This window comes from Helicobacter zhangjianzhongii (assembly GCF_030249855.1).
Taxonomy (GTDB): Bacteria; Campylobacterota; Campylobacteria; order Campylobacterales; family Helicobacteraceae; genus Helicobacter_B; species Helicobacter_B zhangjianzhongii.
The window spans coordinates 63,090-85,129 of record NZ_JANURN010000009.1 but is presented as its reverse complement, the minus strand read 5'-3'; the positions used below and the strand labels follow the sequence as shown (position 1 = coordinate 85,129).

21 protein-coding genes and 1 pseudogene are annotated in these 22,040 nt (G+C 47.5%); 8 read left to right on the top strand and 14 right to left on the bottom strand.

Features of this window, described 5'->3' with window-relative positions:
- Positions 1–35: 35 nt before the first annotated feature.
- Complete coding sequence (locus NYG90_RS09170) at positions 36–272, bottom strand: hypothetical protein (protein WP_285257384.1); 237 nt, start codon at positions 270–272, stop codon at positions 36–38.
- A 79-nt stretch (positions 273–351) separates the two neighbouring features.
- On the opposite strand from NYG90_RS09170, the gene NYG90_RS09165 reads away from it, so the two are divergent.
- The 3 genes from NYG90_RS09165 to NYG90_RS09155 all read left to right on the top strand — a co-directional run bounded on the left by NYG90_RS09165 (position 352) and on the right by NYG90_RS09155 (position 3,308).
- Positions 352–1,137 carry a class I SAM-dependent methyltransferase gene (locus NYG90_RS09165; RefSeq protein WP_285264966.1) on the top strand — a complete coding sequence of 262 codons (786 nt, stop codon included), beginning with the start codon at positions 352–354 and terminating at the stop codon, positions 1,135–1,137.
- Between the two features lie 49 nt (positions 1,138–1,186).
- Positions 1,187–2,017 (top strand): class I SAM-dependent methyltransferase, encoded by an 831-nt coding sequence (locus NYG90_RS09160; protein WP_285264972.1) that lies wholly within the window; start codon positions 1,187–1,189, stop codon positions 2,015–2,017.
- A 70-nt stretch (positions 2,018–2,087) separates the two neighbouring features.
- The gene (locus tag NYG90_RS09155; RefSeq protein WP_285264965.1) at positions 2,088–3,308 is read left to right on the top strand and encodes a DUF2972 domain-containing protein; all 1,221 of its coding nucleotides are present in this window, start codon (positions 2,088–2,090) and stop codon (positions 3,306–3,308) included.
- A gap of 74 nt (positions 3,309–3,382) precedes the next feature.
- Here NYG90_RS09155 and NYG90_RS09150 read toward each other — a convergent pair whose 3' ends face one another.
- From NYG90_RS09150 to dapF, 5 genes and pseudogenes are all read right to left on the bottom strand, one after another.
- Entirely contained in the window at positions 3,383–3,637 is a 255-nt protein-coding gene (locus tag NYG90_RS09150) for a hypothetical protein (RefSeq protein ID WP_285257387.1), read from the bottom strand.
- 491 nt (positions 3,638–4,128) lie between these two features.
- Positions 4,129–4,410 carry a hypothetical protein gene (locus NYG90_RS09145; protein ID WP_285257388.1) on the bottom strand — a complete coding sequence of 94 codons (282 nt, stop codon included), beginning with the start codon at positions 4,408–4,410 and terminating at the stop codon, positions 4,129–4,131.
- Positions 4,388–5,392, bottom strand: coding sequence for a pseudaminic acid synthase (gene pseI / locus NYG90_RS09140; protein WP_285257451.1), 1,005 nt, complete (start codon positions 5,390–5,392; stop codon positions 4,388–4,390). Before pseI ends, NYG90_RS09145 begins: the two co-directional genes overlap by 23 nt.
- 714 nt (positions 5,393–6,106) lie before the next feature.
- A pseudogene (gene pseH, locus NYG90_RS09135) lies at positions 6,107–6,616 on the bottom strand (UDP-4-amino-4,6-dideoxy-N-acetyl-beta-L-altrosamine N-acetyltransferase); the annotation flags it as partial.
- A 25-nt stretch (positions 6,617–6,641) separates the two neighbouring features.
- Positions 6,642–8,153, bottom strand: a complete 1,512-nt coding sequence (dapF, locus tag NYG90_RS09130) for a diaminopimelate epimerase (RefSeq protein ID WP_285264964.1) — start codon at positions 8,151–8,153, stop codon at positions 6,642–6,644.
- Between the two features lie 97 nt (positions 8,154–8,250).
- Between dapF and NYG90_RS09125 the strand changes: the two genes are divergently transcribed.
- Positions 8,251–8,769, top strand: coding sequence for a DinB family protein (locus NYG90_RS09125; RefSeq protein ID WP_115010650.1), 519 nt, complete (start codon positions 8,251–8,253; stop codon positions 8,767–8,769).
- Positions 8,759–8,926, top strand: a complete 168-nt coding sequence (locus NYG90_RS09120) for a hypothetical protein (protein ID WP_285257390.1) — start codon at positions 8,759–8,761, stop codon at positions 8,924–8,926. The genes NYG90_RS09125 and NYG90_RS09120 overlap by 11 nt, the downstream gene beginning before the upstream one ends.
- Here the strand turns inward: NYG90_RS09120 and NYG90_RS09115 are convergent.
- From NYG90_RS09115 to glmS, 5 genes are all read right to left on the bottom strand, one after another.
- Positions 8,916–9,284, bottom strand: coding sequence for a hypothetical protein (locus NYG90_RS09115; RefSeq protein WP_285257391.1), 369 nt, complete (start codon positions 9,282–9,284; stop codon positions 8,916–8,918). The two genes, NYG90_RS09120 and NYG90_RS09115, sit on opposite strands and share 11 nt — an antisense overlap.
- A 294-nt stretch (positions 9,285–9,578) precedes the next feature.
- Positions 9,579–10,802 (bottom strand): DegT/DnrJ/EryC1/StrS family aminotransferase, encoded by a 1,224-nt coding sequence (locus NYG90_RS09110; protein ID WP_285264963.1) that lies wholly within the window; start codon positions 10,800–10,802, stop codon positions 9,579–9,581.
- Positions 10,802–11,194: a group III truncated hemoglobin gene (locus NYG90_RS09105; protein ID WP_115010647.1), complete on the bottom strand. Its 393-nt coding sequence runs from the start codon at positions 11,192–11,194 to the stop codon at positions 10,802–10,804. The genes NYG90_RS09110 and NYG90_RS09105 overlap by 1 nt, the downstream gene beginning before the upstream one ends.
- Positions 11,195–11,209: 15 nt before the next feature.
- Positions 11,210–12,331 (bottom strand): tRNA guanosine(34) transglycosylase Tgt, encoded by a 1,122-nt coding sequence (tgt, locus tag NYG90_RS09100; RefSeq protein ID WP_285257393.1) that lies wholly within the window; start codon positions 12,329–12,331, stop codon positions 11,210–11,212.
- Positions 12,332–12,383: 52 nt separating this feature from the next.
- The gene (gene glmS, locus NYG90_RS09095) at positions 12,384–14,192 is read right to left on the bottom strand and encodes a glutamine--fructose-6-phosphate transaminase (isomerizing) (RefSeq protein WP_285257394.1); all 1,809 of its coding nucleotides are present in this window, start codon (positions 14,190–14,192) and stop codon (positions 12,384–12,386) included.
- A gap of 39 nt (positions 14,193–14,231) precedes the next feature.
- Here glmS and NYG90_RS09090 point away from each other — a divergent pair, with 39 nt between their 5' ends.
- On the top strand, positions 14,232–14,381 hold the full coding sequence (locus NYG90_RS09090; protein WP_285257395.1) for a hypothetical protein: 150 nt from the start codon (positions 14,232–14,234) through the stop codon (positions 14,379–14,381).
- Positions 14,382–14,566: 185 nt separating this feature from the next.
- On the opposite strand, the gene NYG90_RS09085 is transcribed toward NYG90_RS09090, so the two are convergent.
- Together NYG90_RS09085 and NYG90_RS09080 are read right to left on the bottom strand one after the other, a co-directional pair.
- Entirely contained in the window at positions 14,567–15,226 is a 660-nt protein-coding gene (locus tag NYG90_RS09085) for a phosphoribosylanthranilate isomerase (protein WP_285257396.1), read from the bottom strand.
- A gap of 2 nt (positions 15,227–15,228) precedes the next feature.
- Positions 15,229–16,098: a YihY family inner membrane protein gene (locus NYG90_RS09080; RefSeq protein ID WP_285257397.1), complete on the bottom strand. Its 870-nt coding sequence runs from the start codon at positions 16,096–16,098 to the stop codon at positions 15,229–15,231.
- A 101-nt stretch (positions 16,099–16,199) separates the two neighbouring features.
- Between NYG90_RS09080 and NYG90_RS09075 the strand changes: the two genes are divergently transcribed.
- Positions 16,200–16,430, top strand: coding sequence for an HP1242/YdcH family protein (locus NYG90_RS09075; RefSeq protein WP_115010643.1), 231 nt, complete (start codon positions 16,200–16,202; stop codon positions 16,428–16,430).
- Between the two features lie 29 nt (positions 16,431–16,459).
- Positions 16,460–18,337 carry a tetratricopeptide repeat protein gene (locus tag NYG90_RS09070; RefSeq protein ID WP_285257398.1) on the top strand — a complete coding sequence of 626 codons (1,878 nt, stop codon included), beginning with the start codon at positions 16,460–16,462 and terminating at the stop codon, positions 18,335–18,337.
- Positions 18,338–18,511: 174 nt separating this feature from the next.
- Here NYG90_RS09070 and NYG90_RS09065 read toward each other — a convergent pair whose 3' ends face one another.
- Complete coding sequence (locus tag NYG90_RS09065; protein ID WP_285264962.1) at positions 18,512–22,000, bottom strand: DUF2339 domain-containing protein; 3,489 nt, start codon at positions 21,998–22,000, stop codon at positions 18,512–18,514.
- Between the last annotated feature and the right edge of the window lie 40 nt (positions 22,001–22,040).

Sequence of the window (22,040 nt, the reverse complement as noted above, 5' to 3'; positions counted from 1 at the left end):
TTTGCTAGCGCAGAATATGGATCGCCACGCAATCGCTACCGCACAAAGCTTGCGATGACGGAGTCTTGGGCGTTTTCTTTAGAATCCACTTTTACACTTTCAGCCTTTTTTCTGTCATTGCGAGCAAGCGCGATAGCGGTTGCGTGGCAATCCATACAAAAACACGCAAAACCTAGAATCCACTTTTGCACATAATTCCGCCAACAAACAAAAATCGCAAAGCAAGCAACGCGCAGTTTCTTTAGAAAAGTGGATTCTAGTGTGCTTCCCACGCGCTAGAAGCCTAGAGTGTTAAGAAACCTATCAACACAAGTCCGTTACAATCACGGCAAACTTTTCAAAGGAGATTTGATGAAGCAAGGAGATTTTACACAAGTCGCTGCCCACTATCACAATCGCCCAGCATATAGCACTATGCTTTTGCAAAAGCTTATTGCCTGTATCAATGATGAGCATAAGCCCTTGCAGGCTCTGCAAGTGGCGGAAGTTGGAGCTGGCACAGGCAAGCTTACCGCGCTGCTTGGGGATATGGGGCTATCAGTGCGAGCCGTAGAGCCAAATGATGCGATGAGAGAAAAGGGCATAGAGCATACTAGGGATCAAGCAAATATCAAATGGCACAAAGGCTCTGGCGAGCAGACCGGGCTAGAGTCTAATAGTGCTGATTGGGTGATTATGGCTAGCTCATTTCACTGGACAGATCCTGCAAAGTCTCTCCCAGAGTTTGCCCGTGTCTTAAAAACGGGGGGGGGGGGGGCGAATGGCTACTTCACAGCCATTTGGAATCCTAGAAATATCATAGAAGGCTCGCTCTTTGATGAGATTGAAAAGGAGATTAAGCATATTGTTCCAGAGCTTGCTCGTGTGAGCAGTGGTAGCCAAAATGTCAAAAAGTGGGAGGAGATCCTAGTCTCTACGGGAGATTTCACAGACTGCTTCTTTATGGAGTGTGATTATGTAGAGACTATGGACAAGGCTCGCTATATGGGGGCTTGGCATTCTGTCAATGACATACAAGCACAAGCCGGAGCAGATCGCTGGGGCAAAATCATCGCTATGATAGAGAGTAAAATCGCTCATCTTAGCGTGATTGAAGTCCCTTATAAAATCCGTGCGTGGAGCGTGAGAAAGGCGTAGAATCTATGCTTCTTGTGCTTTGCGCACCTACTAAGCACAAGGAGAAATGATGACTACTTCCACAGGTTCTACACAGCAAAAGATCGTAGAGAAAGTTTGGGACTATACCAAGCACGCCAAATTCTACGAATACCGCCCCAACTACGCGCCATCAAGCATTGATATGCTTGCCTTTTTGGTCAAGCAAAGCAGCCAAACCTCTGCCCCAAAAGTCGCAGACATAGGTGCAGGCACGGGCAATCTTAGCATTATGCTCTTAGAGAGAGGGTGCAAGGTGGTAGCAGTTGAGCCAAATGATGCGATGAGAGAGATTGGCATAGAGCGCACTAAAGAGTGGGCGCAAAAGGGGCAGATTGAATGGGTGCGGGCTAGTGGAGTGGATAGCACGCTAGCTAGCGGGGAGTTTGATTGGGTAACCTTTGGCTCTAGCTTTAATGTGATGGATAGGCAAAGTGCCTTATGCGAAGCCCATAGACTTCTGCGCTCTAGTGGGCTAAACGGGGGGGGGGGGGGAATCTTCTCGTGTATGTGGAATCACAGGGATTTAAATGACCCTATCCAAAACACCGCAGAAGAGATTATCACAGAGTTTGTCCCACATTACAGCAGGGGGACTAGGCGAGAAGATCAGCGCGCTATCATAGAATCTAGGAAAGATCTCTTTGATAGCATATTGTATGTAGAAGAGGACTTTTACTTCCAGCAGAGTTTAGAAAACTATATCAACGCGTGGAAAAGCGTGAAAAATCCCTATTGGGATCTAGACTCTACAGAGGGAAGGGAGCTCTTTGAAAACATCACACAAAAGATGCGAGCCACTCTGCCCAAAGAGCTGCATATCAAATACACCACGCGCTGCTGGAGTGCTAGAAAAGTGTAGTAGAGCAAGTGTAGCGATAGGGCTAGCATAAGGGGAGAGTTGGCGAGTTTGCTATAAAGAAAGGAAACTTATGCGACTCTATACACTTATGACTAATCTAGGGAAAGGATCGGTGAGATTTATGCTAAGGATTTGGAGTGCTGTGGCGTGGAAGCTTGGGGCAAAGCTGCCTAAAAGCTATGACTTTTTCTACCTTTCAAGCCACGGCGTAGGGCATAACGCAATGCTAGGCTTTTTGCACCACTGCGGCGTGAAGCTTAATTGGCATTTTGAAGAATCAGGCAAGCGGCGATACAGCAATCTCTACCAAATGCTCCTAAAAGCCAAATATGCCAAAATCGGGGGGGGGGGGGGCGAGAGCTATGCCATTGCCCTAAGTGAATGCGGATTTGATGATAAAGACAAGTTTTTTGCTACATTTGCTAAGAGTGCGCCGGCAATTTGCTTGGTGCGCGATCCTATCGGCGTGATTAAGAGCATTTTGAACCTAAATGGGCGAGGTGGAGAAGGAGTATTTACCCTAGATACGCCCTATGAGCAAATCACGCAAGTAGGCTTTGGGGACTTCACGCAAGCTCCTATTTCTTGGGGAGAGGCTAGCCCACATCTAGCAAGTATCGCTACGATTGTGGAGGACTCTAGCGGACATATCTTTATCCAAAATTCCTTGCAAGAAGCTCTATCTCACACACTCTCACAAACCCACTATATCGATATGCAGCAAATCACTAGCCAAAATGCCTATGCCACAATGCTAGATCTATCGCAGAAATTTGGCTTCAATGCCCCGGATAAAGACTCTGTGATATGGACTACAAAGATGTTTGGCGAGCTTAATGGCGTGCTGCCCTTTAGCCTGCATATCCCCTTAGGCGGTGAGGCTAGCGGGCAGGTGCTAGAAGTATCTATCACCCTAGAGCAATACGCAATGTGGCAAAGAGGCATTACCTATCTTTTGCAAGACTTCATCAAGCAAACACCCTTTACCAATATCGCTATCACAATCCCTAGCACCCAAGCGGCATTGCTGCATAAAGACCCAAGCATACTGCCACGCCTAGAATCCTTTATGCAAGGCTTTATAGAAGCACTGCAAAAAAGAGTGGAGTATATCAACACGCACAAGATCACAGAAGCGCAGGTGCTAGACTTCTTGCGCGAGCATACAGATGTCGCCAAAAAGCTAGAAGCAACGCTTGAGAGAGAGCTGGCGCATATTATGCAGAGTCGAGCGGATATTGTGGAGGGGTGGGGATACTACCAGCAGTTTAAAAAACTATGCCTTGTGTAGATTCAGCCTTGGGTAATCATTTGCCTGATTGCCCACATTTTAGGATAGTCACTACCGACAAGGTAGCTCCTACCCTAAAATGTGGGCAAAACAAGCAAAGCAATACCGCAATTCTTAGAATCTTTGGGACACAAAATATCGCAACTCCTAGAATCCACTTTTTTATTTTGGCGTTGGCTTTTTGCGAAAAAGCGGGGAGTTTGCCTTTTGCTTGTGCGATAGACCATCAGTCTTATCTCCGCGCAAAAGGCTGCACAACCCCGCTTTTTCACTAAAAATCCTGCCGCCTGCGGTGTTTTGAGAATTTTGGCTTCACTCCTAGAATCCACTTTTTGACATCAAAGCCTTTTTGTCATCGCGAGCTTTGCGCTAGCAAAGCGTGGCGATCCATATTTTGCGCTAGCAAAAAGGGCATTGCTAGAATCCACTTTTGAAAACAATAAGCACACAAACACAAAAGCGGATTCTAGTGTGTGATAAAAACGCGGATTCTAATGTGGGGAGTGTAGGGAGTGGATCGCCACGCCACTGCTAGCGCAATGTCTCGCGATGACGGAAAAACGCGGCAAGTCAAAAGTGGATTCTAGGAAAACGATTCTAAGCATTGTGGTGCTAGAATCCACTTTTTAAGGTTGTTTGTTTTACACGATTCTAAGGGTTACTAAAGAAACCTGCTGCGGCTTTGCCTTGCACCGCTGTCGCTTGTTTTGCGGTGGGGCTTTGCGTGCTTTGAAAAAATTTAGGGTAGGAGCTATCTTGGCGATAGTGACTGCCCTAAATTTTTTCAATGGCGTGAATTGCTCGCCCAAGACTGAATCGCCTACCCCCTAGAATCCACTTTTTTATTGTCGTTTTGGGATTCTAAGATTGTGGTGCTAGAATCGTGGTTTTTCAAAGCGAGCGAGTGAGATAAGACTAGAGGTCTATCGAGCGAGCGAGCTGATGAAATCCACGATTCTAGCACCACAAGCTGAATCCCTAGAATCCGCGTTTTCAAAAAGTGGATTCTAGCAGCACCACAATCTACACGCACAGGCAAAGGATCTAGGATAGCCTTAGAGGTCAATCCCACGCCAAGGCTAGATAAAATCCCCCCACTCAAGCGGCTCTCCCTTCTCCAAATCTCTTGCCGCCCTTTTGCCCAAAACTTCAGGCAGAAATTTTGGCGAGAGTCCGCCGCTTGGGCGGATAGAGCGGATATTGCTAGGTGTGAGTAGCTCTCCTTTTCGCACATCTTCACACACAAAAAGCGAGCGGGCAAAGCCCCGTCCGCTAGAGCTGGCATTAGACTCTAGCTTGCTAGCTAAATTGCCGCTGCCAAGGGCTAGATGGGCGGCTTGTAGCTTGCGTGCTAAGGCTTGAAACTCCCTAGCCTCCATACTAAACTCCGCATCAATCCCCCCAAGCGACCGCCTAATGATAAAGTGCTTTTCTATCATACTAGCCCCAAGTGCGCTCGCCAAAATCGCGCACAAATCCCCTTGCGTGTGATCACTTAGCCCATATTTCACCCCATAGCGTGCGAGCTTTGGCATAGAGGCGATTTGGGCGGATTGTAGCGGGGCTGGGTAAGAGCTAGTGCAAAGCAGGAGCGTAATGTCATCATTGCCTGCCTCATAGCACGCTTGCAAGGCTTCTAGGATCTCTTCGTGCGTGGCAATGCCTGTGGAGATGATGATGGGCTTTTTGGTGCTGGCAACTAGCTTGATAAAGGGCGTATCGGTGATCTCAAAGCTCGCGATTTTATACATTGGACACTCTAGGCTCTCTAGCAGCTCCAAAGCTTTGGCAGAAAATGGCGAGCTAAAGATCCCCACGCCAAGCCCCCTAGCATAGCTAAAAAGCTCTTTATGCCACTCTAGGGGCGTGTGAGCCTTTTGATAAAGAGTGTAGAGACTCTCTCCGTCCCACAGCGTGCCAGAATCTATGCGGAAGCGCGGCTTATCACAAGCGATGCTTAGGCACTCGGGGGTGTAGGTTTGCAGCTTGACAAAATCCGCGCCGGCGATTTTAGCGGCTTTTATGGTGTGCTTGGCTAGGCGTAGGCTTTGGTTGTGATTAGCAGAGATTTCGGCGATGAGCAGTGGTGGTGGGGAGGGCGTTGGCTTTTTGGTGTGGGATTCGGCTTTACTAAAGAAACTTGCTTTCGTGCTCCCGCCTTGCACCGCTGTCGCTTGTTTTCTAAAGAAACTTCGCTTCGCTTGTTTTCTAAAGAAACTTCGCTTCGCTTGTTTTGCCGCCTGCGAGTTGTTTAATTTTTGGGCGTTTTCCCTAGAATCCGCTTTTTTGCTGTCATTGCGAGCGGATTGTAAATCCGCGTGGCAATCCATTTTCTCTTTAGAATCCGCTTTGTGTGTTTGTGTGGCATTGTGTGAAAAAGTGGATTCTAGGGGGGTGGTAGATTTTTGTGTGGATTGCCACGCCGACAAGTCGGCTCGCAATGACGATAAAAAGGTGTTATCACTAGAATCCACTTTTTTACTTTCGGCGGATTTTTCACTTGCGGTGGTTTTGTTGTCAGCTTGTTTTGTAATGCCGCCTTGGGATTCTAGCCCACAAGCCCAATTCTCACAGCTGCTCTGGGATTCTAGGATTTGCGATGAGAAATCGCCGCTTTCAAGGCGGGGGCGAAGGGATTTACCTAAGCGGTAATGAGCAAGCCCTCGCCGCAGAATCGGCGATTTATCGCGCAAAGCCGAATCCCTCCCAGAAAAAGCCGAATCCCCTTTACCAAACACCTTACCATATAAACACACATCACCATACCCCCCCTCCTCCCCTCCCCTCCCCACGCGCACAAACTCCCTTAGCCTACCCTGCAAGTCATAGCCATTGCGCTCATAAAATGCCCTAGCGTGGGCGTTAGAATCCAGCACTTCAAGAAATATCGTATGTAGCCCTAGCTCCCTGCCAGCTTGCTCTAAAGCCGCTAAAATCATCGCCCCCACACTCTCAAACGCGCTATTTTCACACAGCGCGTGCTTTTGGGCTTTGGACAAAAATGGATTAGTATAAATCCCAAGATATGCGTGGGCATTGCTTAGAGAAATCCTGCTCAAAGACCCCACACCTAGCACGATCTCCCCGCATTTAAAGAGCCAATACTTCGCGCTAGGATTATCTGCAAGTGAGGCGATAAACTCCCTATGGGCTTGCGGGCTAATGGAGCTAGCATACATAAAGCGCGCTACTCGCTCATCATTGCGCATAGCAAGCACTAGGGCGATGTCATCTTCACAAAGTGTGCTAAAACTAAGCCCGATGATAGGCGCGCTGTGTGGCTTGCTAGATTCTATATAGAGCTGCATTGTGTATCCTTATCACGCAAGTGTGCTAGCAAGTCTGGCAGACCGCTACGCACCGCACTTCTCCTTGCAAAAACACTTCCATATCGCCGATATAGGCGTTAGATTCTAGCTCATTGATGTGGGCTAGGGTGGGGAGCTTGCTACTAGAATCCATTTTTTCTAAAGAAACTGCGTTTTGATTTGCGGGCGTTGGCTTTTCGCGAAAAAGCGGGGAGTTTGCCTTTTGCTTGTGCGATAGACGCTCAGTCTTATCTCCGCGCAAAAGGCTGCACAACCCCGCTTTTTCATCAAAAATCCTGCCGCCTGCGGCTTTTGTATCAAACACGATTTCAGTCTTTGGCGATTTATCAAAAGTGGATTCTAGGGGGGTGGTAGATTTTTGTGTGGATTGCCACGCCGACAAGTCGGCTCGCAATGACGATAAAAAGGCTTTATTGCTAGAATCCACTTTTTTACTTTCGGCGGATTTTTCACTTGCGGTGGTTTTGTTTTCAGCTTGTTTTGTAAAGCCGCCTTGGGATTCTAGCCCACAAGCCCAATCCCCACAGCTGCTCTGGGATTCTAGGATTGTGGTGCTAGAATCGGGGCTTTTACTAAAGAAACCTGCAAGGCTTGCGCCTTGCACCGCTTCGCTTGTTTTCAAGCCGCGCAAGGAAATAAGACTTGGGTGTCTATTGACGCAGCGCGGCGATGAAATCCACGATTCTAGCCCACAAGCCGAATCCCCACCAAGCAAGACCGAATCCCCTTTAGAAACAGATTCACACCATAGCTCCAACCTATCCCCACTAGGCGGCACCAAAACCGCACTCCCATCCAGCCCATACGCGATATGCCCCACTAGCAAAACCGCCGCCATACCCGTCCCACACGCAAGCGTGATGTCTTCTACCCCTCTTTCATAGGTCGCTAGATAGATTTCATCGCTTGCATAGGCGAGATTGACATTGGCATTAAAGTGTATGCGAAGCTCTTGCATAAACGCCTTGAGACTAGGGCTAGAATGATCAAACCACTCTTGCACGAAGCACACCAAATGCGGCACGCCTGTGTCGATGTAATGCCACCTTGATGGATTTAGCAAAGTCGCGGCTAAATCCTTAGGCACACTAGAATCCACTTTTTGCGCTAGCTCGCTAGGCAGCGCACTTAGGGCAAACAGATTGCGATATAGCCCAAGATTGCTAGAGACGATCTCGCCTTGCACGCTGACTTTGATGATCTGTGCTTGCATACTTGAGTGCGTGATGAAGCGATGAGTCTTAGGGGCTAGCCCTAGGTTGTAGGCATAGTGCGCGACACATCTAGAGGCATTGCCGCACATATTTGCACGCGAGCCATCGGCATTGTAGAAATCCCACTGATAGGCGATCGCCTCATCGCTAAAGGGCAGTAATGCCACAAGTCCATCTGCGCCGATACCATTATGGCGATCGCACACCCTGCGTGCAAGCTCGCTATAATCGCCCTGCCTATCAAGCGTGTGGAATACTAAAAAGTCATTGCCATTGGCGCAGTATTTATACAAAATCATCATCTCTCCTTGAGAGCCTAGGCTTCTTGCAAAGCTTAAGCCAAATCTAAACAAGACTTGCACATAATTGTAGCAGATCCGCGATACTTAAGGAGAGAATATGAAAGAGCTACTACGACTACAAGGCAGATACAATCAAGAAGCGAACAAAAAAATGATAGCCGTGCTAGAAGGGCTTGATGAAAATGTGCTTACCAAAGATATGGGGCTATACTATAAGTCAATCCTTGGGACAATGGTGCATTATAGTGCTGGGGATGCGAGTTTTTTTAAGGATTATTTTTCATCATTTTGTGCCAAAGCCCCTAGTAGCTCAAAGATTGAGGCAATGCTTGCAGAGCCATTTGCTTTCAAGCCGCAAATCATCGATGATACAAGCAATCTCTTTGCCGCAAGAGAGGTGCTAGATAGCTATATCCTAGATATTATTGAAAACATCAATGAAAGCGACTTTAGTGCCATTAAAACAATCCATTTCCCGTGGGGAGCTATGCAAAAGCCTGTGTTTCAGTTTATCCTAGGGATACTTACTCACGCCACACATCATCGCGGAATGATCGCTTGCGCGCTTGATATACTCAAAGTCGATAATGACTTTAATGGTATGCTTGGCATTTAGATCCTACTGCTTTGGCGCATTGTGGCTAGGGCAAGTCCTAGGCATAGCTTGTAGTCCTAGATCTAGGGAAAATCACAAAGAGTTTGAAAATAGAGAGAGTCTAAGTGCGCCCCAGCAGGGCGCGAAAAGCATTGGTGCTAGCACGATTAGTGAGTAGTGGTGATAGGCTGACCTTTAGCAGTGTAGCAGCTTTTGCCGATGATGATTAAGCTCCAAAATGACGCGCTTACATCGACATTGACAAGCGCATCGCTTGCGCCGACACCTGCTTTATCCTTTTTTGCAGCGACTTCAAGAGCCTTTGCCACAGCACCACTCACGCGGTTTTGCGTATTACCAAGTGGGAATCCAAACAGATGCCAAATACAATCTTTCCCCTTGACATACTCACCCTTTTTGACATTTGTAAGAGGAAGATTCCCCGTAGAAGCCACAGAAAATCTCGCGACATTTTGCGAACACCCAGCGAAAAACAACGCCCCCACAACAACACAGAACAACAAAGACTTCTTCATATAAAACTCCAAAAATATACTCTAAAATCCCTTGCCATAGCTAAGTAATTTTAGGCGTGATATTTTAACCCCCCCCCCCCCCTTAGAAGTCGCTTAATGTAGTGGATAAATATCTCAAATCTAGGGAGCGAAACTAGATCTCTATGCGATAATCTAGCGCACTCTGTGTATCTGGGCTTATCTTGTAATGATAAATCTAGCCCTAAAAGCTACGATAAGATGCAGAGAAAAGCGCGTATTTATAATCGGCTTAAGGCTATGTCATAGCCTGCTTCTCATAGCACGCGCCTAAAGCTAGAGTGTTTGCTCAAAGTCTGCTAAAACTTGTGCGATATAGGCGATATGTGAGAAGTCCAAATGCTCGCCAATAGGCAGGCTAAGGATATTATGCGATCTTCTTGAGGCATTAGGCGAGCTATGGATAGTTACATCGCTATGGGCTTGCAAGGTCGCAATATCACTTAATGCGTGCGGATAATGCACGCCGCACTCTATGCCATTTTGGCGCAAAAATGCTAGTAGCCTATCGCGCTTAGATTCTGCCAGCCCACAGCACTCTATAACAAACAAATGCCACACACTCTGGGCAAACACACTAGGAAGCTTTAGGTAAGCAAATCGCTCAAGCTGCGTGCAATACTCCCTAGCACAGCGCATTCTATGGGCATTATGCTGGGAGAGCTTGGGGAGCTTGATATGCAGGATCTTTGCTTGAATACTATCAAGCCTAGAGTTGCGCCCTAGGGTGTAGTGGTTGTTTTTATCCCATATACCATTATGGAATTTTTGTCCGTGGTTGGCTATCTCGCGCGCTTTTTGCACTAGGGATATATCTTTTGAGACTACCGCGCCGCCATCGCCATAGCAGCCTAGATTTTTCCCCGGATAGAAGCTAAAGCACGCAATATCGCCGATACTCCCTGCCTTGCGTCCCTTTTCATCGCTTGCGCCGTGGGCTTGGGCGCAGTCTTCTATAAGCTTTAAGCGATGCTTTGTAGCAAATGCTTCAAACGCGCTTATATCTTGCATAACCCCATACAAATGCACGCACAAAATCGCACGCATATTAGGCGTGATCATAGAATCCTTTGGCATAAAGCTCCCATCTTCTTCACAATCCACAATCACAGCCCTCATACCGGCATTTAGCACCGCTTCTACACAGGCAAAATACGCATTTGCTGGGATTAAGATCTCGCTTTTTGGCGGGAGATCAAGGGCTGCTATGGCGATTTCTAGCGCGTCTGTGCCATTGCCCACGCCTACACAGCGATTGGGGTGGGTGCTATGGCTAAGATCTTGTATGCGCTGCTCTAGGGCTTGCTCTAGGCTTGGCTTTGGCGCACTCTCATAGGAGAATATATAATCGCTAAAGCTTTGCTCAAACTCACTAACCGCGCTCCCTAGCACAAACTCTGCGCTTTGGCATACCTCTTGCACACCTGATAGGACTTCTTTTTCTATATCGCTAAACTGCGCCTTTAAATCAAGGAATACAACTTGCTCCATCTTTTGCATTAGCTCTCCTTATGTGGCATATCGTATAAGACATATTGAAAACGCGCGGCAATGGCTTGCGCTCTTTGCAGGATCTGCTGCGCACAAGGGGCTTCAAAGATTTGCTGCACAGATTGCGCAAAGAGATTGAGCCATTGGGTAAAAAGCTCCCTTGGGAATGGTGGCAGATCTAAATGCGCGCGCAAAGGCGCACCGCGATACTCCTGCTCCCCTAGGAAAATCCCACCCCAAAATGCAGCGATTTTTGTCTTATGCTTCTCCCAGCTCTCATCATCATCGCCGATAGTATCGCGGAAGATCTTGCCTAGTTCGCCTGTATCCGCACGCACTTTGGCATAAAAGCTATCCATAAGTTTATTGATACCTTGCTTGGTGATTTCTTGGTATTTCATATTGCTCCTTTGTGGTTAAGCTTGTCTTTTGGCATAAAACTCTGCCCTAAATTCTAGCCATTTATCGTGCATTATCGCTTCTCTTGCAGCACGCATAAGCTCTAGGTAGTAGCTAAGATTATGCAAAGTGGCTAGGCGGTGGTAGGTAAGCTCTTGGGCTTTATTTAGATGGTGCAAATACGCACGAGAGTAGCGCGTGCAAGTGTAGCACGCACAAGCAGGATCAATAGGCGCAGGATCGTTTTTGTAGCAAGAGTTTTTGATATTAAGCTTGCCAAAGTGTGTAAAAAGCGTGCCATTTCGCGCATTTCTACAAGGCATCACGCAGTCAAACATATCCACTCCGCGATGGATTGCCTCGATCAAATTCTCCGGCGTGCCCACGCCCATAAGATAGCGCGGCTTAGATTCTGGGAGCAAGGGCGTGGTGTGGGCGATTGTGGCATACATCTCCTCTGCGCTCTCGCCCACAGCAAGTCCGCCAAGCGCGTAGCCATCAAAGTCTAGCTCGCGCAACTCTAGCGCGCTTTGTGTGCGAAACTGCTCGCTCACCCCGCCTTGCACAATGCCAAAGAGATGATTTGTGCTGGCTTTGCCTAAATCTTTTTGCTCTTTGTGGTAGGCGATGGAGCGTTTAGCCCATTTGGTCGTGGTCTCTACACTTAGGGCTAGTCGCTCTTGTGTAGCAGGCAGGGCGATCAAATCATCTAGCACCATCATAATATCGCTATTAAGCGCGTATTGCATATCAAGCACGGATTCTGGGGTGAAGAGATGCTTGCTCCCATCAATATGCGAGCTAAACCACACGCCAGAATCTGTCTTTTTCACATTTGCCCCAAGGCTAAATGCCTGAAACCCACCAGAATCACTTAAAAAGCTTGCATTAAATCCGCTAAAGTTATGCACCCCGCCAAACTCTTTCATAATCGCAGCACCCGGGCGCAAATAAGTGTGGTAGGTGTTGGCTAGGATAAGCTTTGCTTGCAGGATCTCGCCTAAATCTGTGGCATCAAGTCCTTTCACACAAGCTTGCGTGCCTACTGGCATAAACACAGGTGTAGGCACGATAGAGTGCGCTAAATGCAGCTTGCCTGCACGCGCTCCATCATTGGTGTGTAAAAGCTCAAACATCATCACTCCTAAATCAATGTGGATTCTAGCTAGCCCACTTTGGCTCTAGCATTGCTTACTCCACGGTAACGGACTTAGCAAGATTTCTTGGCATATCCACATCATTGCCAAGCCGCACAGAAATTTCAAGAGCTAGTAGCTGGAGGGCTACCATCATAGAAAAAAACTCTTCCATATAGCTATGGGCTTCTTTGATCTTGATCCAATCATCTGCTAGAGCAAATTCCTCTTGAGCGATCGCGCAAATAGTCGCATCTCTAGCACTTAGCTCCTCGACATTAGAAGCGATTTTTTCATAGAGTAGGTGCTTTGGCATAAGGGCTATGGTGAAGAGATTGGCATCAACTAGCGCGATAGGTCCGTGCTTCATCTCACCGCTTGCATAGCCCTCTGCGTGCAAATAGCTGATTTCTTTGAGCTTCAATGCACCCTCTAAGGCTAGTGGGTAGAACACATCTCGCCCGATGAAGAAAAATCCGTGTCCGTGTAAATACCGCTTAGAGAGTCGCTTAAGCCGCTCGTGCAAGGCAATATCCACCCTTGTAGCAGCAATGGCAGCAATCATACTTGCTCGCTCGCTTTTTCGCCCCTTTTCATCGATTAGCCCTCTTTGCACTCCTAAAAACACGCTTAGAATCCACAGCACCATAACCTGCGTGGCAAAGGCTTTGGTGCTAGCTACGCCCTTTTCTATCCCAGCGCGTGTGAGCAGCACCGCATCGGCTTCTCGCACGATAGAGCTGTTATCGACATTGCAGATTGCTAGCGTGCGGAGTCCTTGGGATTTGGCAAGTTTCAAGGCTTCTAGGGTATCAGCCGTCTCGCCACTTTGAGAGATCACGATAAAGAGCTCATCTTGCAGCAAAATAGGCTTGGCATAGCGCAGCTCACTTGCAAGAGTAACATTGGTGCGCACCTTTGCCTTGCGCTCTAAGAGGTATTTGCCCACCATTCCTGCGTGATAGCTTGTCCCACACGCACAGATACTAATCTCACTCACGCCTTCAAAGAGCCTAGGATCTAGCTCATCAAGCCCTATGCCATCTTCTCTCACTCTGCCCATCATAGTCTCTAGCAGCACTTGCTCTTGCTCATAGATCTCTTTCTCCATAAAGTAGCGGAAGCCATTTTTCTGCGCATAGGATTTAGAATGCGTCAAAGCAACTTTAGGCTCTAGGCTAGGGAAGTCTAGCGAATCCCCCACCGCGCCATCTTCTAAATACACCACCATATCCACAAGCCCAATAAGCGGCGCATCTGAAGAGGCAAAAAATATCTCCCTAGTAGCATTTGGATCTTCTAGGCTTGTCTTTGGCGCACCGATGATTAAAGGCGCACCACTTTTGGCATAAAAGATCCTATCAGGCGCGGCTTTTGTGATAAGCAGTGTCGCGTATGCTCCTTTTAGCCGTTTAGCAGTCTGCTCCCACGCTGCACGCGCATTGTCGGCAGACTTTAGATGCTCTTCAAACAAATGCACAATCACTTCTGTGTCTGTTTGGCTAACAAATCTATGCCCTTTTGCTATCAATGCTTCTTTTAGCTCTTTGTAGTTTTCGATAATGCCATTATGCACGACATAGCTACACTCGCCTGTGTGGGGGTGGGCGTTTGCCTCTGTGGGCTTGCCGTGTGTAGCCCATCTTGTATGCGCTATGCCAAGCCCAAATCCATTAGAGTTAAAATCCTTTGTCTTTACCGCTAGATTTTCAAGCTTGCCTGTGGCTTTAAACCCTAGCAGCTCGCCCTCTCCTAGCACCGCAAAGCCCGCAGAATCATAGCCCCTATACTCTAGCTCTTTTAATCCACTAAGCAATATTTCTCGTTTTTCTTTTGTGCCGATGTAGCCCACTATCCCACACATATTTGCTCCTTTTTGTGCGCATTGTAGCGAAGTTTGCCTGTGGTTGTGCTTGTCCCTAGAATCCACTTTTTGAAAAAGTGGATTCTAGCAATGCCCTTTTTGCTAGCGCAGAATATGGATCGCCACGCTCGCTTCACTCGCTCGCGAGTGAGAGATGGGGAGGGGATAGGAGAGTTGGCTCGCGAGTGAGAGAAAAAAGCGTTTTCACAAAGCCTGTTTTACTTCAAAAAGCTTGGTTTGCTTTACAAAACCTGCTTTACTGCCGCATTGCCCACCCAAGACTGAATCGCCTACCCCCTAGAATCCACTTTTTGAAAAAGTGGATTCTAGCTTTGCACACTTGCCCTAGAATCCGCGATCTTTCACCCCTGCCGCTACTTGCTGCATTGTCTCATTGCTGGGCGGATTGTAGCGACAATATCGCGCATTTTTTGGCAGTCTTTTAGCCCATTGGATTCTAGCCCTTTAGAGAGATCTATGCCATAGGGCTTAAGCTCTAGGGCTTTGGCAAGATTGCTGGCATTTAGCCCTCCTGCTAGGAAAAATTCGCGCCTAAAGCCCTGATCTCTTGCTTGCTCTATATACTCCCAGTCAAACTGCTCTCCACTGCCACCTTTGGCATTATCAAGCAGTAGCATATCTGCGCAGCTATGCTCTTGGGCGAGTATGGCGCGCGCGCTTGTAGCGGCTATGGCTTTGATGATAGGGGCTTTGGTGCGTGCTTGCAAAAAGTGGATTCTACTCTCGCGCTTCTCAAAGATCTCTTCGCTCTCACACAAATGGCTATCGTGTAGCTGGATCACATCAATCACGCTAGATTCTACAAGCTCTATGATCTGCTCTAAAGGCATATCCACAAAGACACCTACGGCTTGGATTTGCGGGTGCAAGAGTGATTTAAGATGCGTAGCTTTTGGCTTGCTTACTTGGCGGGGGCTTTTGGCAAAAACAAAGCCGATAAAATCAGGCACAAGCGCATTGACACAGGCTATATCCTCTTCTCTCCATAGTCCGCACATTTTAAGCTTAAGCATAGCTAGATCATATCATCTTGTGTGGGTGATTTCTCTAGGGCAAAGCATTGTAAAACCCCCTGACACGCCCGCATACCAAAGAGGATAATAAGCCACGAGACATAAATCCACACCATCAAAAATAGCACGATTGATACAGAGCCATAGAGTGTGGAGTAAGTGGTATTAAGCGTTACATAATAGACAAAGAGATTTTTCACCACAAACCAAATGCTACCTGAAACAAAAGATGAGATAAATAGCGTTGTTTTATGCAGAGGCTTATTAGCAGAAATCCTAAACAGCACCAAAAACAACACACAAGTAACAAACCACACAAATGCTTGGGAATACACAAGCGATTTAAAGTGGGTATCAAGGATCTCTTGCGCACTCATACTAAGATACACCATCGCCACCGAAGCTAAGGGAAACAGCGTAATCATCGTCCAATACATCATCAAAGAGTCAAAAAACTTGCGTGGCTTAGAGTTAAACATTTTTGAAGTGATAAACTCATAATTGCGAAAAAAGAGCAAAGAAGTGATAAAAACAGAGATCACCCCGACAACGCCCATTTTGTCGCCATTTTCTAAAAATGTATTCATAAAGTTCATCACCACTTCGGCATTTGCAGGGAGGATATTAGAGAGTATGAGCCGCTCTACATCGACAATCTTATCTTGAAAGTGCGAAAAAGCTAGCAAAACAGAAAAGGTGATAAACAGCATCGGGACAAGCGCGAAAATCGTATAAAAACTCAGCGAAGAAGCGTAGTAAAACATCTCTTCCCGATATGTCAAAAACCGATACGCAAGCTTTATGGTATGCCGCACTTTTGCTAGCAGGGATTTGTCATTTTTCTGCCAATGATTAAGCCATTTGCGCCACACTTTCTCTCTCCTTAACGCCACAGAATCAAAGCGGCTATCCTAGCAGAAATTAAGCTTAAAATGCTACAATTACCCACAATCCATAGCTTAAGGAGTCTAAAATGTTCCACGAATATCGAGATGAAATCCACGCGCTAAAGATGAACAATGCGCATTTTGAAAAAATTTTTAACGAGCATAACGAGCTTGATCAAAAGATCAAAAATGCTGAAGATGGCATAGAGCATCTTGCCAATACAGAAATCGAGGTGCTAAAAAAGCAAAAGCTTCTTTTGAAAGATGAAGTGTATGCGATGATTTTAGAGTATCGCAAAGCGCATAAAAATAGCTAGACCCAGCCTTGTGTAGTAAGAGTGGCTAGATGAATCAAGAGAAGCGACAAGCCACTCTTACCAATCTTTTACACACTTATAACGAGCAAAATTACCCCCTTTGCCTACAAATCGCCACCGCACTGCTTGCTAAAGACCCAAACAACGCGCAAGTATGGTTTATTTGCGCGATGAGCTTGTATTATCTAGGTGATGTGGCACGAGCCATAGACTATCTTAAAAACGCCCAGAATCTCGCCCCAAATGATGAGTCCATAGCTATAAATCTCTCCGAGCTTTTGCGCAAAGCCGGCTCGCTAAAATCCGCCGCCCTAACACTCGCACCTTTTCTGCCAAGCACCAACCCAGACATTTACTTCAATCTTGCTAGGATTCTAAGCCAAGCCGATGAGACAGAGCACGCCATAGCCGCTTACCAAGAAGTGCTAAAGCTCTCTCCCAATGACACCCAAGCCGCCTATAATCTCGCTAATCTCTATGCCAAAGTGGAAGCCTACCCCCAAGCCATCGCGCTGTATAAAACCTGTCAAAGCCTAGAAGCCCACTTCAACCTAGCCCACACTTATGTGATGGTTGATGATGTGGATTCTGCATTGATTTTGTATAAAAATCTTGAAGCCTATTTTGCCCCACGCCTTAAAGAGCTAGGCGAGAGCGAGGAGCTATATCAAGCCTATAATGCCTCGCGCGCGGATTTTTACTTCAACTTTGCTAATGCCCTGCGCTATGCGGGCAAGAGCAGAGAAGCAGAGCGACTTTATCAAAAGTGCTATATGATCGCCCCAAAGTTTGAATATGTCATAAACTACGCGCATTTGCTGCTTAGTGTGGGGGTGCTTGAAAGGGGCTTTGGCTACTATCAAGAGCGATTAAAGCTCCATAAAGAGCAAACACTAGATAATGCGCGATTTTTCCAAAGCTCAAGGCATATTGCCGTGCTGCCAGAGCCAGCGGCGATCCGCGAATGTATCAAAAATGCTCGCGTGCTTCTTTTCCACGAGCAGGGCTTTGGCGATAGTGTGATGTTTGCAAGATTTATCGATAGCCTAGAATGCAAGGAGAAATATGTCTTTGTGCAAGCCCCTTTGCGTAGGCTTTTTGCCAAGCGGTTTAATGTCGTGGGGGAAGAGTTTAATGACTTTGATTATTGTATCTCTCTGCCAAGCCTGCCCTATGTGCTAGGGATCTCACTGCTTGAAGACTTCGCACACAATGCCCTGTATCTGCGCGATGTCTTTGCCACCACGCCCGCACATAGCCCTAGCGCGCTTGATGAGTTTGCCTTGCTAGATTCTGCTACGCAAGTGGTGAGGGACTCCTGTTTAGAGGGCATTGTAGAGACTTTTACCACTCCTACCCCAGATACCACTAAGCCTTTGCGCATAGGGATATTTTTCCACTCAAATCCCAACTTCGCCTATGCTGCATACAAGTCAATCCCGCTTGAAAAGCTGCTAGCAAGCTTTGGCTCTTGTGCGCAAAAGGGCTTGGCATTTTCCTTGCATTGTATCCAGCCTGAGCCACTAGAATCCATTGTAGAAAAGCCCACTTTAAAATCCCTAACCACAGAGTCCAAAAGCTCCCTAGAATCCCTGCAAGCCCCTGCTACAAACACGCAAGATAGGATTTTATACACTTATGCTTTGCACGATTTTTACGATACTGCTAGGCTGATTACAGCTATGGATTTGGTAGTAAGTGTGGATTCTGTGGTGGCGCACTTAGCCATAGCCCTTGGCGTGCCGTGTGCGACTTTGGCATATAAGCGATATGATTGGCGGTGGGGCGAGATAGGCAAAAGTCGCTTTAGTGGGTATTGTGGGGGGGAGGTCTTTGCGCAAAATGTCTATGGACAATGGGAGCAAGTCTTGCAAGAGCTAGAATCCTATCTCTTGCGTATGGGCTAGCCATTAGCTTTGTGGCGTTGTGGCGTTGCTGCCTATCATTACCTAGAATCCTCGTTTTACGCTTTGCTGAATTAGGATTCTAAGATTGTGGTGCTAGAATCGTGGTTTTCAAAGCGAGCGAGTGAGATAAGACTAGAGGTCTATCGAGCGAGCGGGCTGATGAAATCTACGATTCTAGCCCACAAGCTGATCCCTAGAATCCACTTTTTTCACCAATCGCGCATAGAGATAGCTTACGCTTAAAAACAGCACGCCCATACAGACAAATAGCGCGATCTTTGCTAGGCTATCAAGTCTGCTTGTATCGATGAAAAAGACCTTGAGCGTGGCAGCCCCAAAGAGCACAAACGCATAGATTTTATACACCTTATAGCGCGAGATAAAATACCCCGCTAGCATAATAATCCCAAGCAGCACTAGCGCGATAGAGTAGGTATATAGCTCAATCTCACCAAACCCAGCACTCCCAAACTCATAGAACAAGCTCCTATCGCCTATCACTATATTGCCAAAGGAAATATCCCCCCTCCCAGCAAAGCATAGTCGTATCACATACACCAGCGCACCCACAATCCCCACAAGAGCCGCGGTATTGGCGATGAGCTGCAGTGAGAAGCGTGCAAATGTAAAAGAGTCTTTAGTGTCTTTTGCTCCTTGTGCGTGCCACGATGTGGCTAGGGATTTTGTGTAGCACAAGCACAGCACTCCAGCTAGCCCTATAAGCACCACTTGGGCTATGATTGCTACAAAGAGCTGATTTAAGGCTTGGAGCATATCTATCTCCGCTGCGGCATAGGCATAGGTATGTCCCTTATAGGAGAGAAGTAGCGAGCAGAATCCCACAAGCCCATAGACAAAAAGCACTAGGCTTGAGCGCGTGTAAAAACTTATCCAAAGTGGATTCTGGCGAGATGAGTGATTAGCTAGCTGGCTTTGCTGGGCTAGATTCTGCTTTGTGCGCGCTATGGAGCTGATTGTAAGCGCACCAAATGCGATGGCAAACACCACGCAAACCGCTAGCGTGCGCGATATACTCTCGCGCGGCATATAGAAATCATCAAATCCCATAAACCAATGTCGCACGATCCAAAGCGCGCAGAGATTGATGAGCGCGATTATCTCCCAAAGTAGCAGCACAGCTAGAGCGGCAAAAATCCCACGGCGCCAAGTGGAAAGAGAGGTAGAGGGAGAAGCAGCAGGAGAATCCACCGCACGCGCAAAAAGCCAGAGATTTATCGCACTCACAAGCATAAAGACGCAAAGCTCTGGCAGATACGAGCCGCGCAAGCCGCCAAATAGCCCATAGAGCAAATCAACCCCCACAATATGCGCCCAAGTCGCCAGCAGCCCAAAGCCAGCAAACACCCACTCAAAGCCGCTAATCCCCCTAGGCAGAATCTTTGTGCGTCCAAGCAGGGCTAGCAAAATACCGCTTGCAAGCCAGAGCAGAGAGACTCTCATCGTCTGTGGAAGCGTGTGTAAGAGATCATCGCCAATGAGCCCAAGTGCCCCAAGTGCCCCAAACGCGCTTACAAGCAGCAAGACATCGCGATAGGGTGTGAGCCCATAGACCACCACCGCGCGATACACCCAGCCAAACACCCCAAGCCCTAGAATCCACATCGCATATTTGCCAGCACTCTCAATCCAATCAAGGCAGGCAATCTGTGTGGAGAGTAGGAGAAAGCATAGCGCGCTAAAGCTCATAAGCCATAGATACCATACGCGCATACGCGCTACATTAGAATCTTTAGCGAGGGATTCAGCCTGTGGGCTAGAATTGCAAGACCTCTTAGAATCCCAAGACTTCTTAGAATCCATTTTTTCAATAGTAGTGTTTTTTCTGTCATTGCGAGCGGATTGAAAATCCGCGTGGCAATCCACACATTCTGCGCTAGCAGAATCATTACTAGAATCCACTTTTGCACCAGAAGTGCTTTTGCAAGTGGATTCTAGCCCACAAGCCAAATCCCTAAAGCGCACATAGACATAAAGCCCCGCCGCCACGCCTACCATAAAGCCAAGTGCCACAAGCGTGCTTGCCCCAGCAGCCTTAATCACAAAGCAGAGCATAAGCACGCTAAAGGGTATGGGCAGGCTTAGATAAAGCGGGCTAATAGGATAGCGTGCAAAGCGCGTGAGAGCTGGGAGTGCGAACAAACACGCTGTGATAAATGCCAAAAATGCTAGCTCAAGCGTGCCAAAATCCATATAGCCAAGTCGCGAAAAAAGCCTAGCGATCCCCACGCACAGCACAAGCGCAGAGAGCACAAGGCTAAGCCCCAAAGCATTGCACCACAATGCCATAGCATTGCTAGGCTTTTTGCTGCTTGCTTGCTCGCTTGTAGATAGGGGCGTAGAATCTGGCGCATACATAAGCGCGAAAGCACTATGCGCCCCAAGCAGTGCTATAACCACAAGCACAAGCAGCACAAGCCCCACTTTTCCCACCTCGCGCAAGAGCACAAAATCCAGCATATAGCCTAGCACAAACACATTTGCGATGAGAAATATCACAAATTGCCTGCTTCTTATCGCAATGCTAAATGCGAAAAAATAGCACACAAGCACATAGACAAAAAGCATAGTAGCGTGATACGCCCCACTTGCGAGCAGCACAGGCGTGCTAAAGCTCCCTAGCACGCCAAAAATCCCTATCACCACCCCATAGCGCAGGGTCAAAACAAGCGCAAATACCGCGATGAGTGCCAGCAGCGCAAATGCCCCTGTAAGCCCAAAAAATCTATAAAAATAATACCCCCCATACACCGCTAGAAACTCCACCACAAGCCCCGCGCCAATGCAGGTTTGGGCGATTATGGAGGGCTGCTTGAATATGCTTAGGCGTTGGAGCTTTCTTGCTAGTGTGTGTTGGTAGAGTGTGGAGAGTATCCCACAAGCAAGCAGCAGCACGCCAAAGGCAAGACTCAAGCCAATGCGAACTTGGGGCGTGATAAGAGAGTGATTGATTGAGTAATTGATAAGGAAAAATGCCGCAAGGATAAAAAATATCCCACCAAGCAGGGCAAGGCTGTTTTGCGTGAATGTGTGGAGGAGGCGTTGGAATTTGGGGGTAGGCTGTGTGCTAGAGTGTGCTGCGGATTTGGGCTTACTAGAATCTTTAGCGATGGATTTGGCTTGCGGGCTAGAATCGCAAGATCCACTAGAATCCACTTTTTTAGCGAGGGATTCAGCTTGCGGGCTAGAATCGCGGATTTCTGCGCCTTGCTTGTGCGATAGGCGACCTAGCCTTATCTCCGCACTCGGCTTAAAAAGCCCCGATTCTAGCCGCACAATCTTAGAATCCCAAGACCTAGAATCCACTTTTGTGTCATTGTGGGCGGCGTTTGTGCTGTCATTGCGAGCGGATTGAAAATCCGCGTGGCAATCCACACATTCTGCACTAGCAGAATCTTTACTAGAATCCACTTTTTCGCCTTTTTGTTGCGCGTGGATCGCCGCACCGATTTTGCCGGCTTGTGATGATGGGGAAAAACTAGATTCTAGCTTCTCTAGTCTTGCCATCACGCGCCCAAGCTTACTATGTGCGAGCTCCAAATCTCTAGCAATCTGCTGCGCCTTAGAGCGGGCGATAAACCCATACACCGCGCCGACAAACAAAAACACTATAAAAATAATGACCAACACAACCACAAGTTCCACTCATACTCCTTACTATCGTAGATCTAGCCCACCACCAACC

Coding starts and splice junctions, on each gene's coding strand:
- NYG90_RS09160 (WP_285264972.1), top strand. CDS start 1,187: ATGACTACTTCCACAGGTTCTACACAGCAAAAGATCGTAGAGAAAGTT.
- NYG90_RS09125 (WP_115010650.1), top strand. CDS start 8,251: ATGAAAGAGCTACTACGACTACAAGGCAGATACAATCAAGAAGCGAAC.
- NYG90_RS09115 (WP_285257391.1), bottom strand. CDS start 9,284: ATGAAGAAGTCTTTGTTGTTCTGTGTTGTTGTGGGGGCGTTGTTTTTC.
- NYG90_RS09105 (WP_115010647.1), bottom strand. CDS start 11,194: ATGAAATACCAAGAAATCACCAAGCAAGGTATCAATAAACTTATGGAT.
- NYG90_RS09155 (WP_285264965.1), top strand. CDS start 2,088: ATGCGACTCTATACACTTATGACTAATCTAGGGAAAGGATCGGTGAGA.
- NYG90_RS09085 (WP_285257396.1), bottom strand. CDS start 15,226: ATGCTTAAGCTTAAAATGTGCGGACTATGGAGAGAAGAGGATATAGCC.
- NYG90_RS09075 (WP_115010643.1), top strand. CDS start 16,200: ATGTTCCACGAATATCGAGATGAAATCCACGCGCTAAAGATGAACAAT.
- glmS (WP_285257394.1), bottom strand. CDS start 14,192: ATGTGTGGGATAGTGGGCTACATCGGCACAAAAGAAAAACGAGAAATA.
- NYG90_RS09165 (WP_285264966.1), top strand. CDS start 352: ATGAAGCAAGGAGATTTTACACAAGTCGCTGCCCACTATCACAATCGC.
- NYG90_RS09110 (WP_285264963.1), bottom strand. CDS start 10,802: ATGCAAAAGATGGAGCAAGTTGTATTCCTTGATTTAAAGGCGCAGTTT.
- NYG90_RS09070 (WP_285257398.1), top strand. CDS start 16,460: ATGAATCAAGAGAAGCGACAAGCCACTCTTACCAATCTTTTACACACT.
- dapF (WP_285264964.1), bottom strand. CDS start 8,153: ATGATGATTTTGTATAAATACTGCGCCAATGGCAATGACTTTTTAGTA.
- tgt (WP_285257393.1), bottom strand. CDS start 12,331: ATGATGTTTGAGCTTTTACACACCAATGATGGAGCGCGTGCAGGCAAG.